Genomic DNA, 13,133 nt, shown 5'->3' with positions numbered 1-13,133 from the left:
CCCTCACCCTGCCATCCTGCCGTGCCCGGCAGCGGAGGCGCGCCGTACCCTTCCAGGGTGACACCGGAGTCCCCCGCGCGCACCACCACACCCCCCGCCTATCTCGAGCGGCTCAGCCTGACGTGGTGGTTCTGGCCGGTCGCGCTGATCCTGGTGGCGATCGTGGCCGTCGAGGTGCTGCTCGGCTTCCCGGCCATGCCCGAGTGGGTCCCGTTCGCCGTGCTGGTGCCGCTCACCGCGGCCGCCATGCTCTGGACCGGCCGCATCCGGGTGGCCGTCGCCGACGGGGAGTTCCAGGTCGACGACGCGCGCCTGCCGGTGTCGGTCATCAAGGACGTCGTGGCGCTCGACACCGCGGGCAAGCGGGAGGCGCTCGGGGTGGGCGCTCACCCGTACGCGTTCGTGATCCAGCGCCCGTGGGTCGGCCCGGCCGTCCAGGTGCTGCTCGACGACCCCGAAGACCCCACGCCCTACTGGATCGTCAGCACCCGCCGCCCGGTGGAGCTGGCCACCGCCCTGCTCGAGGCCCGCTCCCCGAAGGCCTGATCAGCCTCCGAGCGCCTTGCGGTGCGCCTTACGCAGGTCTTTCTGCACGTGCTCGCCCAGGTTGCGGGTGGCCCGGCGGTTGAGATAGCCCGCGACCGCGGCCCCGGTCAGCATCGGCCCCAGGGTCGTCAGGTTGCGCCCGAAGCGCTTGAGCAGCGTCGTCTGCAGCTCACGGCGGGCGGCGGTGCCGAGCACGGTGGCCACGCCGACGCCGGGCACCAGCGGGTTGACCCCGCGCTGCTGCGTCCAGGCCTGCACCAGGCCCGCGGCCCGCTGGCCGAGGCTGCCCCGGACCGGCTGGCCGTAGATCTCGTGCAGTTCGCCGATCAGCTTGAGCTCGATCGCGACCACGGCGACGGTCTCGGCGCCGAGCAGGATGGGCGCGGAGAGCAGGGTCGGCGGTGCGATCCACTCGATCGAGGCCACGCCACCCCCGGCCGCGCCGACCCCGGCCGTCGACCGCGCGGCGTTGCGGATCAGACGGTCGGCCAGATCGTCGTCGTCCAGCCCGGGGAAATGCCGGCGCAGGGTCTCGAGGTCACGGATCGGCACGTGCGGCGCGACGTCGGTGACGACGTCGGCCATCCAGCGCACCGCGGCCTTGGGCTTGAACATCTGGCCCAGTCCACGGCGGCGGATGTCCGCGACGAGCCGGCCGAGCAGTTGCCGGCGGCCGGCCGGTTCCAGGTCGTCGGCGGTGAGGGCGGCCACTGTCTGTCCGAGCTCGGCGTCGACCGAGGCCAGCTCCTGGTTCTTGGCAGGTGTCTGCTCCAGGGCTCCCGGCACGCCCGTCCCGGCGGTGTGATCCGTTCCGCTCATCGTCGTCGTCCTCCCGTTGTGGGCCCCCGGGCTCATCTCTTCATGGTGATGCCCGGTGTCGACCCCGGGTCAAACCCCGGCAACGGCCTGACGCCCGACCGCGAACCGCGGCCGGGTGGTGGTGCGCTGCTGCGAGTGGCCGGTCAGGCACACTCGCGGCAGATCAGCTCCCCGTTCCGCTCCGCGGCCAGCTGGCTGCGGTGATGAACGAGGAAGCAGCGAGAACAGCGGAACTCGTCGGTCTGCATCGGCAGTACCTTGACGGTCAACTCCTCGTCGGCCAGGTCGGCGCCGGGCAGCTCGAAGCTCTCCGCCACCTCGACCTCGTCGACGTCCACTGCGCCCGACTGCGAGTCGGCGCGGCGGGCCTTGAGCTCCTCGAGGCTGTCCTCGCCGAGGTCGACCTCATCGCGACGCGGAGCGTCGTAGTCGGTGGCCATCGGTCTTCACTCTCCTGTATCGATGTGTCACTTGGCGTTAGTAACGCCCGCGACGCTGTTTCGGTTCCCGGTTCCGCCGGACGATTTCTGACACTGCCCCTAACACGTGAAACTCCCCCGGTGAGCGCGGAACGTTACCGCTGTCGCGGCACTGTTGTACGCGCACGGGCGGCCCATTGTTCCCGATGTGACCGAGGCGACATCAAAGTAGGGGTATCAGCCTCTGGATCATCGTCAACGCGCCGGAAGTATTCCCTGTTTCCGCATGCCTGGCGGACAGACGCTAACCTCTCGACAGGTCCGCCCGTTGCCCGGTGGCCCTGACACCCCGGATTTCTCCCTGGAGCCAGCCCCATGAGCTTTGCGCGCGTACGAGCGCTCGTCGTCGTCGGCGTGCTTGCCGTGGCCGCGGTGGTGTTCGTCATCGTCGCGCTGGTGCGGGACACCCAGGGCGGAACGACCGCCGGCGAGGACTGCCCGGCCGGCGCCCCGAGGGCCGATCTGCGCCTGCCCGACGACCCGGCCGAGGTCTCGGTCAAGGTCTACAACGGTACGGACACGCCCGGCCTGGCCGACAGTGTCACCACCGAGTTCAAGAACCGGCGGTTCACCACGCAGAAGCCGGCCGAGAGCAAGACCAAGTACAAGGGCGTGGCCGAGATCCGCTACGGCCCCGACACCGTCGGCAAGGCCCAGCTGCTGCGGGCCTACTTCCTGGCCCAGTCCAAGATGTCCTACAGCGCCAAGCGCAAGGGCCAGGTCGTCGACATCGTGATCGGCAACGAGTTCCGGCAGCTCGCCACCACCACCGAGGTCAACCAGTCGCTGGTCGAGGTGGGCGAGCCGACCCTGCCGCCGGGTTCCTGCCTCAAGCCCGTCGAGAAGGCCAAGGACTCCTAGACCCCGTACGCGGGTGCCCCCGGGGCGTGGCAGGCGCTCAGGGGCCGCCTGAGGCCGTTCTTCTACGGGCCGCCGCTTGCGTCCAGCTCGGCCAGCGCGTCGTGGAGCGGGCCGAAGATCGCCGGTGGGGCCGCCACCAGCATGTCGAGGCCCGGAGCGGCGCCGTTCAGCCCGGAGACCACGATGCCGGCCTCGGTCGCGACCAGACCGCCGGCGGCCCAGTCCCAGGGATTGAGACCCTTCTCGTAGTAGCCGTCGAGCACACCCTCGGCCACCGCGCACAGGTCGAGGGCCGCCGCGCCGAGACGGCGGATGTCCCGCACACGGGTGATCAGCCCGGCCACGACCCGGCCCTGGTGTTCCCGGCGTCGCGCGTCGTAGCTGAACCCGGTGCCGACCAGGGACTGCCCCAGCCCGTCGGGCCCGGAGCCGCGCAGCCGGCGGTCGCCGCGCCAGGCGCCGCCGCCCCGGGTCGCCGTCCACTCGTCACCGGTGGCCGCGTTCACGACGACCCCGGCCACGACCACGCCGTCCACCTCGGCCGCGAGCGAGACCGCGTATTGCGGGATGCCGTAGAGGTAGTTCACCGTGCCGTCGATCGGGTCGAGGATCCACCGGACGGCCCCCGGCTCAGTGCGCCCCCCGGTTTCGGTGCTGCCGCGCTCCTCGGTTTCGGTGCTGCCGTACTCCTCGGTTTCGGTGCTGCCGTACTCCTCGGTTTCGGTGCTGCCGTACTCCTCGCCCAGCACGCTGTCGCCCGGGCGGGCCGTGCGCAACGCCTCGACCACCTGGCGCTCGACGGCCTTGTCGGCGGCCGTCACCACGTCGGTCGCCGTGCTCTTGGTCTGGACGTCACCGATCGCCTCGGCCCGCATCCGTCGCGCGGTGGCCGCCGCCTCGCGGGCCACCCGGACCGCCAGGTCCAGAAGTTCACCAGGTTGTTCGCCGGATTTTCCGCCGTCGTCCTGCGGGCCGTTGCCGGCCGGAAACTCGCTCACGTCTCTGCCCTTTCCGCCGATACCATTCTCGCGCCGGGCGTCTCCGGCGAGGTCGGCGGCCCCGAGCGGCGTGCTGTGACGGGAGGATCTCGCTCGACGGCGCTACAATTCACGCCTACCCACCGCTTCGCGGACACCGAGCACCGATGTTCCGCGTCCCGGGGGTCCCCACACCAACACCGGCCAGCCTCCTCGCCGTGCGCTGCGCTGGGCTCATGGCCGTGCTCAACCTGATTGCCTCCGGAAGGTCTTTCGTGACAGAAGCCCACCAGAACGGTGCCGACGTTCGTTCTCTCACCGAGGCCCTGATCGCCCATGCACAGGGTGCGGGCGGGCAGCTCACGTCGGTCGAGGTCGCGCGCACCCTGGAGTCCGCCCAGGTGAACCCGGCCCAGGCCAAGAAGATCCTTCGCGGTCTCATGGACGCGGGCGTCACCGTGGCCGTCGACGGTTCGGCGAGCACCCGCCGCAAGGTCTCCGCCGCCCGGGCCGCGACCCCGGCCTCCAAGGCCACCACGGCCAAGGCCGCCCCGGCCCGCAAGGCGACGCCGGCTCCCAAGCAGGCCGCCGCCGCGCCCGAGGCCGGCGACGACCCGGCCGCGACCACGCCCGCCAAGAAGGCGCCGGCGAAGAAGGCCGCGGCCAAAGCTGTCCCCGGCAAGAAGGCCGCTCCCGCCAAGGCCGCGAAGCCCGGCGAGGAGGGCCCCGCCGACGGCGAGGAGATCGATCCCGAAGAGCTCGCCGCCGAGATCGAAGACGTCGTCGTCGAGGAGCCGCCCGCGATGGTCGCGGCCGCCGCGACCGACGCCGCCAGCTCGGCCACCGACGGCGACTTCGAGTGGGACGACGAGGAGTCCGAGGCGCTCAAGCAGGCGCGTCGCGACGCCGAGCTCACCGCTTCGGCCGACTCCGTCCGCGCCTACCTCAAGCAGATCGGCAAGGTCCCGCTGCTCAACGCCGAGCAGGAGGTCGAACTGGCCAAGCGGATCGAGGCCGGGCTCTACGCCGCCGAGCGCCTGCGCGCCTGCGACGAGGGCGAGGAGAAGCTCGAGCGCAACATGGAGCGCGACCTGCGCTGGATCGGGCGGGACGGCGAACGCGCCAAGAACCACCTGCTCGAGGCCAACCTGCGTCTGGTGGTGTCGCTCGCGAAGCGCTACACGGGCCGCGGCATGGCGTTCCTCGACCTGATCCAGGAGGGCAACCTGGGTCTGATCCGCGCGGTCGAGAAGTTCGACTACACCAAGGGCTACAAGTTCTCCACGTACGCCACCTGGTGGATCCGCCAGGCCATCACGCGCGCCATGGCCGACCAGGCCCGCACCATCCGCATACCGGTGCACATGGTCGAGGTCATCAACAAGCTCGGCCGCATCCAGCGTGAGCTCCTCCAGGACCTGGGCCGTGAGCCCACGCCGGAAGAGCTGGCCAAGGAAATGGACATCACTCCCGAGAAGGTCCTCGAGATCCAGCAGTACGCCCGGGAGCCGATCTCGCTCGACCAGACGATCGGCGACGAGGGCGACAGCCAGCTCGGCGACTTCATCGAGGACTCCGAGGCGGTCGTCGCGGTCGACGCGGTGTCGTTCTCGCTCCTCCAGGATCAGCTGCAGCAGGTCCTCCAGACGCTCTCCGAGCGCGAGGCGGGCGTGGTGCGGTTGCGGTTCGGCCTGACCGACGGCCAGCCGCGCACGCTGGACGAGATCGGCCAGGTGTACGGGGTCACCCGTGAGCGCATCCGGCAGATCGAGTCCAAGACGATGTCGAAGTTGCGACACCCGTCCCGCTCCCAGGTTCTGCGCGACTACCTGGACTAGGGCGTTCGGTCAACAAAGCGTGCCCGAATGGTCACCACCCGTACAACATCGGGTGGTGATCAGACCGTTGTGCAGAAGTGATCGTTGACGTGGCACCCTTGGACCACGGCACACTTAGCCCAACACGGTGTGACCTCGGTCCCCCCGGGGCACTGTGGGAAGGCTGCAACGGTGCAGGGTGTTGCACGATGGTGAGCAGTAGCCGAGGAACATGTTCATCGGTTCGAACAGAGGAGGAAGGCGATGACCCCGACTCTCACGCCGCCGGCGGGTAGTGTGGCCGGCACCGCAGCCGATGAACGGTGCGACCGCTGCAATGCAGCTGGAAAGCTCCGTTTGACTCTGGCTGGTGGCGGTGAGCTGGTGTTCTGCGGACACCACGCCAACCGGTACGCCGAGGACCTGGTGAAGATCGCAGTGCAGTACGCGGCGGACCCGGAGTTCACCTGGCGTGGCGCGGACATGATGTCTAACTCCAACTGAAGAGTCCCCAACCCCCCGAGCAAGACTCGATAAAGGGGCGCCCACGGTGTGGGGCGCCCCTTTTCATGCCCGGAAATCCCCGCCGCGCGCCGGTCTCAGACGGCCCCAGCGGCTCTCGCGTCAGCTGAGCCCGCTGGCGTCCACCTCCGCGCCCCACAGCAGCTCTACGGTCGTGTTGAGAGCCCTGGCGACCTTCAACGCGAGGTAGACCGAGGGTGCGTAGTCGCCCGTCTCCATCGCGATGATGGTCTGGCGGCTCACCTGCACCGCGCTCGACAGCCCCTGCTGGGTCAGGCCGGCCTCCTTGCGCGCGGCCCGGATGCGCACCCCGGCCGTCCCGCCCGCCTCCGGAGCCCGCACCGGCCCGGCCGGTGGCGCCATCAGTCCTCGTCCGCGGTCGGGACGGCCTCGAGGCGTCGCCGGCGGCGGCTGTTGACGATCTGCGCCACGACGCCACCCGCTCCGCCGATGACGCCGCCGACGGCCGCGCCGACCCAGGTCGCTTCCTCCGGGCCATACGCACGGAGCGCCCCGACGAGGAACACCGCATAGGGCAGGCCGCCGGCCATGCCCCACAGGACGCGCTTGAGGTTCACGACACGGGGCGTCGTGTCGACACGGCGGGATCGCACGTACCACATGCAGATGAGCATCGGAACGAGCATCAGGAACAGCACGACCGCGAACGGGAGCACGACGGAGCGGCCCAGCGGCCAGACCAGGATCGCCGCCGCCCAGGGGACGCCGATCCACTGCATCGAAGCGGCGGCGGCGATTCCCTCATACCACCGGTAGCGCTCGCGCTCGTCCCCGTACCAGTCGCCGTCGGGATCGAGATTCCAGCGCACGACCCGATCGAGAATTGTCGTCGTCATGCGTCCATCATGATGTGAAGTCCTCTTGACGTCAAGGGGACTTGACGTCAAGACTGCTTAACATGACTTCAGGGCGGAGCGGCGACAAGCCGTACGGGCGTCACATGGTCTGGATCGTCGCGATCCTCTCCTCGAGCTGCTCGATCGTGGCCTGGGCGCTCGGCGGCCCGCCACAGAGCCGGCGCAGCTCCGCGTGGATCTTGCCGTGGGGCAGGTTGGTGCGGTGGTGATGCGCCGCGACCAGGGTGTTCAGCTGCCGGCGCAGGCTGTTGCGCCGCTCCCCCGCGGTCATCGGCACGGGCGCTTCCCGCTGGGCCGGCGCCGGGGGCTCGGCTGCCTTGCGCTTCTTCTGCGCCGCCATCTGCTCGGCCTGCCGCTTGTTCAGCAACACCGAGACCTGGTCGGCGGTGAGCAGCCCGGGCAGCCCGAGATATTCCTCCTCCTCGGCCGTGCCGGTCATCGCCCCCATGCCGAAGGAGGTGCCGTCATAGATGACCTGGTCGAGCTCGGCCGTGGCGGAAAGGGCCTCGAACTGCTTCTCGAGCTCGCCCTCCGCGTTCTCCTCCCGCTGCGCGCGCTCGAGCAGGTCGTCGTCCAGGCCGTCCTTCTGCTTCGGCAGCCCCAGCACGTGGTCGCGCTGGGCCTCCATCTCGCTGGCCAACCCGAGCAGGTGCGGCACGCTGGGCAGAAACACCGTCGCGGTCTCGCCCTTGCGCCGCGCCCGCACGAAGCGGCCGATCGCCTGGGCGAAATAGAGCGGGGTCGAGGCGCTGGTGGCATAGACGCCGACCGCCAGCCGTGGGATGTCGACGCCCTCCGACACCATCCGCACCGCGACCATCCAGCGCTCCTGCGAGGCGGCGAACACGGCGATGCGCTTCGAGGCGCCCTCGTCGTCGGAGAGCACGACCGTGGCCGGCTCCCCGCTGATCTCGCCGATGACCTTGGCGTAGGCCCGCGCGGTCTGCTGGTCGCTGGCGATGATCAGGCCGCCCGCGTCGGTCATGCCGTGCTCGCGCAGCTTGGTGAGCCGGGCGTTGGCGGCCCGCAACACCTGGGGCATCCAGTCGCCACGGTGGTCGAGCGCGGTCCGCCAGGCCTGCGCGATCAGGTCCTTGGTCATCGGCTCGCCGAGGCGGGCGGCGAGTTCGTCCCCGGCGTTCGTCCGCCAGCGGGTCTCGCCGGAATAGGCCATGAACAGCACCGGACGCACGACGCCGTCGCGCAGCGCGTCGGAATATCCGTAGACGGAGTCGGCCCGCGACCGCTGCAGGCCGTCCTCGCCCCGCTCGTAGGTGACGAACGGGATCGGGTTCTCGTCCGAGCGGAAGGGCGTGCCGGTGAGCATGAGACGGCGTACGGCGGGCTCGAAAGCGTTTTTGACCCCGTCACCCCAGCTCCGCGAGTCGCCGGCGTGGTGGATCTCGTCGAGGATCACCAGCGTCGAGCGCGTCATGGTGCGGCGGCGGTGCACCGCCGGGGCCATGCCGACCTGCGCGTAGGTGAGCACGGCGCCGTGGAAGTCACGCGACGAGTGGACGTCGGAGTTGCGGAACTCGTGGTCGAGCTGGATGCCGACCCGGGCCGCGGCCGAGGCCCACTGCACCTTGAGGTGCTCGGTGGGGCAGACCACGGTGACCGCTTCGACGGTGCGGTCGGCCAGCAGTTCGGCGGCGATCCGCAGGGCGAAAGTCGTCTTGCCGGCGCCGGGGGTCGCGACCGCCATGTAGTCGTCCCCGCGACGGCGCAGGTAGCCCACGAGAGCCTTGCGCTGCCAGTCACGAAGTGGCGGGAAGGTTTCCAGATCCGGCAGTGGCGGGCTCAAGCTGCGACGATCCCTTCCCTCAAGAAAACACCCCCGGCACGTGACCGGAGGCGGCAACTAGCATAGCCGCGACGGCGGCCCCGCGCGGGTTACGGCGCAGCCACCGGAGCCGACCATCGGCGGTAGAGCGCGACCAGCCGTACACCGGTGATGAGCAGCGCCGACACGCTCAGCGTGATCGGATCCGCGACGTCTGTCCCGCGCAGGATCGTGACAAGAATCGCGCCGCCCAGGGCCGCAACGGCATAGATGTCACGCTGGAGAACCACCGGAATCTCGCCGGTCAGCAGGTCACGGGCGAGGCCCCCGCCGATCGCGGTGAGCATGCCGATCAGGCACGCGCCGACCGCCGGCACGCCCGCGTCGAGCGCCTTGAGCGTGCCGGTGACGGTGAAGAGTCCGAGCCCCGCCGCGTCGAGCAGCAGGACGGGCCGGCGCCATCGGGCCAGCCGAGGGTGCAGCCAGAAGACGGCCAGCGAGGCCGCGACCGCGGTGACCGCGTACCGCCAGTCGGCGAAGGCCAGCGGCGGCACCGCACCGATCACCAGATCGCGCAGGATGCCGCCGCCGAGCGCCGCGATGAATCCGACGAACGCGATGCCGAACAGGTCGAGCCGCTTCGCGACTCCGGCTGAAGCGCCCGAGGCGGCGAAGACCGCGACACCGATCAGATCAGCGGCGAGGAGGCCGTCACTGGTCAGCGCTGCATCGATTCGTAGATTTCCTTGCACTGCGGACACACCGGGGAACCCGGCTTCGGCGACTTGGTCACCGGGAACTTCTCGCCACAGAGCGCCACTACATAGGTGCCCATGACCGCGCTCTCGGCAATCTTCTCCTTGCGCACGTAGTGGAACATCTCCGGCCCGGTGTCGGCATCCTTGGTCTCCGGACGCTCCAGAATCTCCGTGCTCACGACATCTGCCCTTCGTTCACGTTCTCGGGTATTACCGCCGGTCCCCCCGGCCTCGGCGGCCCTTACGAAAGCTCCAACCCGCAAGTGTGACACCTCGGACCGGGCCGGTCCAACGACCAGCTCACCGGTCTTTGGCCAGGTGAGGTCGGGGCCCCGTACGGTAGCTCTCGTGACTGACTTCGCGATTCGATACGGCGAGCACGTGACCCGCGCGCGCCGGGACGGCCGGCCGGTGGTCGCGCTGGAGAGCACGATCATCTCGCACGGTCTGCCGCACCCGGACAACCTTCGGGTGGCGCGTGAGATCGAGCAGACCGTACGGGATCAGGGCGCCGTTCCCGCGACGATCGGCATGGTCGGCGGCGAGTTGACGGTGGGCCTCGACGACGCGCAGATCGAGCACCTGGCCCTGGCCGCCGGCGTGGCGAAGCTCTCGGTTCGAGACCTCGCCGTGGCCGCGGCACGCCGGGCCGACGGCGCCACCACGGTCGCCGCGACCAGCGCCGTTGCGGCCGCCGCGGGCATCGGCGTGTTCGCCACGGGCGGTCTGGGCGGGGTGCACCGCGAGGCGAACGTCACCTTCGACGAGTCGGCCGACCTGACCACGCTCGCCGAGACGCCCATCGTGGTGGTCTGCGCCGGCGTGAAGTCGATCCTCGACGTGGGCGCCACGCTGGAACGGCTCGAGACACTGGGCGTCGCCGTGGCCGGCTACCGCACCCGGCGGTTCCCCGGCTTCTTCATCACCGACGGCGGCTTCGACGTCGACTGGGAACTCGACTCGCCCGAGCAGGTGGCCGACGTGATCCGGGCCCGCTCCGACCAGAACGTCGGCGCCGGCGCGCTGATCCTGGCCAACCCGCTGCCCGCCGACGAGCAGCTCGACCCGGCCCTGCACGACCACACGCTGGCCGAGGGCCTTTCGCTGCTGGCGCGCGCCGGGATCACCGGCAAGGCGGTCACCCCGTTCCTGCTGAGCCATTTCCACGAGAGCACCCAGGGCAAGAGCCTCGAGGTCAACGTACGGATCATCCTGCGCAACGCCGAGCTGGCCGCCAAGATCGCGGTCGCGACCGCCACCTCGTCGTCGGCCCCGCTCGGCTTCAGCGTCTCCGCGTGATCATCGTCGTGGGTGACCTGGTCACCGACGTCCTGGTAGCGCACAGCGGCCCGATCGAGCTGGGCTCGGACACGGCGGCCGCGATCACCGTGGGCGGCGGGGGCCAGGCCGCGAACACGGCCGCCTGGCTCGCGCACACCGGCCGTCCCGTCACGTTGGTCGCCGCGGTGGGCGACGACCCGGCCGGCCGCGAGCGGGTGGCCGAGCTGACCGCGGCCGACGTGCGGTGCGCGGTCAGCGTCCATTCCGGCGTGGCCACAGGCAGCATCGTGGTCCTGGCCGGTCCCGAGGAACGCACGATGATCACCGATCGGGGCGCCTCGCTGCGGCTGGATCCGGCCGATGTGCGGGCCGCCGTCCTGGCCGCTGACGGCGGGCATCTGCATCTGTCGGGTTATCCGCTGCTGCACGAAGGGTCGCGGGCAGCGGGTCTGGCCGCTCTTTCCGCCGCGGCCGAGCGCGGCATGACAACCAGCGTCGACGCGGCGTCGGCGGCTCCGTTGCGGTCGGTGGGGGCTTCGGCTTTCCTGACCTGGGTACGCGGGGTCGACCTGCTGCTGTGCAACGCGGATGAGGCGGACGAACTCGCCGGTGCGGGCTCCGCGGCCGAGCAGGCGGGGCGATTGACTGCCCACGTACGTCATGTGGTCGTCAAGCAGGGGGCCGCGGGCGCGACCTGGGCCTCTCGGGACGGCGCGGTCCACTCGGTGGCTCCTGAGCGGGTTCCTATGAAGGACCCCACCGGGGCGGGCGACGCTTTCGCCGCGGGGTTGTTGGCGGCCTGGTGCGCGGGCGAGTCTCCCGCGGCTGCTCTGAAGGCCGGTGCCGCCCTGGGCGCGGAGGCGGTCTCCTTGATCGGGGCCCGTCCGTCGGTGGCCTAGCGTTCCCCCGACTTGCCTTTCCCTCGGCGGGCCTTCCTTCGGTCGACTCAGCCCAACTCCCGGGCAGGCCCCTCTCCCGATGGGCTCAGCCCTTTCCCGGCCGGTCCCCTTTCCGGTCGCCCCCGTTCCCGGCCGGTCCCGTTCCCGGTCGCCCCCGTTCCCGGTCGGCCCCGTTCCCGGTCGGCCCTTTCCGGTTGGCCCTTTCCGGTTGGCCCGCCTGCCCTTTCCCGGCCGGCTCAGCCCTTTTCCCGGTCGCGGGTTTCAGTAGGGATCCAGCGCTCGCCGGTGTCGGTGGGTTCGAGGTCGATGGTCAGGTATTCGGCCTTCTCGGCGGTGTGCTGCGGCAGCGTGGCCTGCGACTTGGCTTCGCGAGCAGCGGCGTCGGCGGCACGCTCGGCCTTCGACTTGGCCGGCCGGTCGTTGGCGATGAGGACGGCCGCCCAGGGAAGAAACACCATGCCCGCGGCGCACAGAATGAGCCAGAACGGCAGCCACGGCGGCCGGGCACTGATCAGCACCGCGCCGATGATCAGGCAGGCGGCGCGGATGCTCATCATCGTCACGTAGCGGATCTGCCGACTGCGGAACTGATCGTCCGGGCTCCGGGCGGCGTCGGTGATCAGAACCGGCTGCTTCTTCACGATGGGGTCTCCGATCGACCCCTCATCCTTGCACCGTTCGCACCGATACGCCCAGCGCGCCCCCGGACCACTTCCAGAACGTCCACGAGCACGCCCAGCAGCCAGGCTGGGCTCAGGTTCGTAAGTGGGGTCAGGCCTTGGCCGCAGCCTTCATTTCCTTCTTGTAGGCGCGAACCTTGCTCAGCGACTGGTCGTCGATGATGTCGGCCACCGACTTGAACGAGCCGTCTTCGCCGTACCCACCGGCCGCCTCACGCCACCCGGCCGGCTGAACTGCGTACTGCTTGCCGAGCAACGCGACGAAGATCTGCGACTTCTGCTTGCCGAACCCCGGCAACGACGCCACCCGCTTGAGCAGCTCCGCGCCGTCCTCGACGCCTTCCCACAGGTTGGCGGCCTGCCCGTCGTACCGGTCGACCAGCGCCCGGCAGACCTCCTGCACCCGGACCGCCATCGCCTTGGGGAACCGGTGCAGGGCCGGCGGCTCGGCGAAGATCGCGATGAGCCCGTCCGGATCGAACTCCGCCAACTCGACCGCCGTCGGCGCGTGCCCCAGCCGCTGAGCCAGCACATACGGCGAGCTGAACGCCTTCTCCAGCGGAATCTGTTGGTCCAGCACCATGCCGATGAGCAGCGCCAACGGATCGGCAGACAGCAGCTTGTTGGCCTCAGCATCAATCGGCAGCGAAAGCGTCATGGCGCTCATCTTCGCAGGCCCTCCCGTTCCCCACCAACCTCACACCACCTCCGGAAAGACCACTCCCTCACCGCCGCAGTAAGGACCAGGACGCGGCGGCCTCAACGGAAACAGTCGTCCCAGCCATGCCCCTCGGGCCACGCCCATCAAGCCGCCCCAGCCCATCGCCGCAGGC

16 protein-coding genes are annotated in these 13,133 nt (G+C 70.3%); 6 read left to right on the top strand and 10 right to left on the bottom strand.

Features of this window, described 5'->3' with window-relative positions:
* Nucleotides 1-57: 57 nt before the first annotated feature.
* Nucleotides 58-546, top strand: coding sequence for a DUF3093 domain-containing protein (locus tag JIG36_RS19695; protein WP_307872798.1), 489 nt, complete (start codon nucleotides 58-60; stop codon nucleotides 544-546).
* On the opposite strand, the gene JIG36_RS19690 is transcribed toward JIG36_RS19695, so the two are convergent.
* Nucleotides 547-1,365 carry a hypothetical protein gene (locus JIG36_RS19690; protein ID WP_236047599.1) on the bottom strand — a complete coding sequence of 273 codons (819 nt, stop codon included), beginning with the start codon at nucleotides 1,363-1,365 and terminating at the stop codon, nucleotides 547-549.
* Between the two features lie 143 nt (nucleotides 1,366-1,508).
* Nucleotides 1,509-1,805: a DUF4193 domain-containing protein gene (locus tag JIG36_RS19685; RefSeq protein WP_203377777.1), complete on the bottom strand. Its 297-nt coding sequence runs from the start codon at nucleotides 1,803-1,805 to the stop codon at nucleotides 1,509-1,511.
* Between the two features lie 354 nt (nucleotides 1,806-2,159).
* Here JIG36_RS19685 and JIG36_RS19680 point away from each other — a divergent pair, with 354 nt between their 5' ends.
* Nucleotides 2,160-2,705 (top strand): LytR C-terminal domain-containing protein, encoded by a 546-nt coding sequence (locus JIG36_RS19680; RefSeq protein ID WP_203377776.1) that lies wholly within the window; start codon nucleotides 2,160-2,162, stop codon nucleotides 2,703-2,705.
* A 62-nt stretch (nucleotides 2,706-2,767) separates the two neighbouring features.
* Here JIG36_RS19680 and JIG36_RS19675 read toward each other — a convergent pair whose 3' ends face one another.
* Nucleotides 2,768-3,703, bottom strand: coding sequence for an inositol monophosphatase family protein (locus tag JIG36_RS19675; protein ID WP_203377775.1), 936 nt, complete (start codon nucleotides 3,701-3,703; stop codon nucleotides 2,768-2,770).
* 254 nt (nucleotides 3,704-3,957) lie between these two features.
* On the opposite strand from JIG36_RS19675, the gene JIG36_RS19670 reads away from it, so the two are divergent.
* Together JIG36_RS19670 and JIG36_RS19665 are read left to right on the top strand one after the other, a co-directional pair.
* Nucleotides 3,958-5,520 carry an RNA polymerase sigma factor gene (locus JIG36_RS19670; protein WP_203377774.1) on the top strand — a complete coding sequence of 521 codons (1,563 nt, stop codon included), beginning with the start codon at nucleotides 3,958-3,960 and terminating at the stop codon, nucleotides 5,518-5,520.
* A gap of 243 nt (nucleotides 5,521-5,763) precedes the next feature.
* A complete protein-coding gene (locus JIG36_RS19665) occupies nucleotides 5,764-6,003 on the top strand; it encodes a DUF7455 domain-containing protein (protein WP_026205883.1) in 240 nt (79 codons plus the stop codon).
* 120 nt (nucleotides 6,004-6,123) lie between these two features.
* On the opposite strand, the gene JIG36_RS19660 is transcribed toward JIG36_RS19665, so the two are convergent.
* The 5 genes from JIG36_RS19660 to JIG36_RS19640 form a co-directional block, all read right to left on the bottom strand.
* Nucleotides 6,124-6,384 carry a helix-turn-helix transcriptional regulator gene (locus tag JIG36_RS19660; protein ID WP_203377773.1) on the bottom strand — a complete coding sequence of 87 codons (261 nt, stop codon included), beginning with the start codon at nucleotides 6,382-6,384 and terminating at the stop codon, nucleotides 6,124-6,126.
* Nucleotides 6,384-6,878 carry a hypothetical protein gene (locus JIG36_RS19655; protein ID WP_203377772.1) on the bottom strand — a complete coding sequence of 165 codons (495 nt, stop codon included), beginning with the start codon at nucleotides 6,876-6,878 and terminating at the stop codon, nucleotides 6,384-6,386. Before JIG36_RS19655 ends, JIG36_RS19660 begins: the two co-directional genes overlap by 1 nt.
* Nucleotides 6,879-6,978: 100 nt before the next feature.
* Nucleotides 6,979-8,703 carry a DEAD/DEAH box helicase gene (locus tag JIG36_RS19650; protein ID WP_203377771.1) on the bottom strand — a complete coding sequence of 575 codons (1,725 nt, stop codon included), beginning with the start codon at nucleotides 8,701-8,703 and terminating at the stop codon, nucleotides 6,979-6,981.
* Between the two features lie 89 nt (nucleotides 8,704-8,792).
* The gene (locus tag JIG36_RS19645) at nucleotides 8,793-9,434 is read right to left on the bottom strand and encodes a trimeric intracellular cation channel family protein (protein WP_307872809.1); all 642 of its coding nucleotides are present in this window, start codon (nucleotides 9,432-9,434) and stop codon (nucleotides 8,793-8,795) included.
* Complete coding sequence (locus JIG36_RS19640; RefSeq protein WP_203377770.1) at nucleotides 9,401-9,619, bottom strand: DUF3039 domain-containing protein; 219 nt, start codon at nucleotides 9,617-9,619, stop codon at nucleotides 9,401-9,403. Before JIG36_RS19640 ends, JIG36_RS19645 begins: the two co-directional genes overlap by 34 nt.
* Nucleotides 9,620-9,788: 169 nt before the next feature.
* On the opposite strand from JIG36_RS19640, the gene JIG36_RS19635 reads away from it, so the two are divergent.
* Entirely contained in the window at nucleotides 9,789-10,739 is a 951-nt protein-coding gene (locus tag JIG36_RS19635) for a pseudouridine-5'-phosphate glycosidase (protein WP_203377769.1), read from the top strand.
* Nucleotides 10,739-11,620 carry a carbohydrate kinase family protein gene (locus tag JIG36_RS19630; RefSeq protein WP_203377880.1) on the top strand — a complete coding sequence of 294 codons (882 nt, stop codon included), beginning with the start codon at nucleotides 10,739-10,741 and terminating at the stop codon, nucleotides 11,618-11,620. Before JIG36_RS19635 ends, JIG36_RS19630 begins: the two co-directional genes overlap by 1 nt.
* A 236-nt stretch (nucleotides 11,621-11,856) precedes the next feature.
* On the opposite strand, the gene JIG36_RS19625 is transcribed toward JIG36_RS19630, so the two are convergent.
* Nucleotides 11,857-12,261, bottom strand: coding sequence for a DUF3099 domain-containing protein (locus JIG36_RS19625; protein WP_203377768.1), 405 nt, complete (start codon nucleotides 12,259-12,261; stop codon nucleotides 11,857-11,859).
* Nucleotides 12,262-12,391: 130 nt separating this feature from the next.
* Nucleotides 12,392-12,958, bottom strand: a complete 567-nt coding sequence (locus JIG36_RS19620; RefSeq protein ID WP_203377767.1) for an HhH-GPD-type base excision DNA repair protein — start codon at nucleotides 12,956-12,958, stop codon at nucleotides 12,392-12,394.
* Nucleotides 12,959-13,133: the final 175 nt, after the last annotated feature.

Source organism: Paractinoplanes ovalisporus (assembly GCF_016834655.1).
Lineage (GTDB): Bacteria > Actinomycetota > Actinomycetes > Mycobacteriales > Micromonosporaceae > Actinoplanes > Actinoplanes ovalisporus.
The sequence above is the reverse complement of the archived record's forward strand: the minus strand, read 5'-3'. Positions and strand labels throughout refer to the sequence as shown.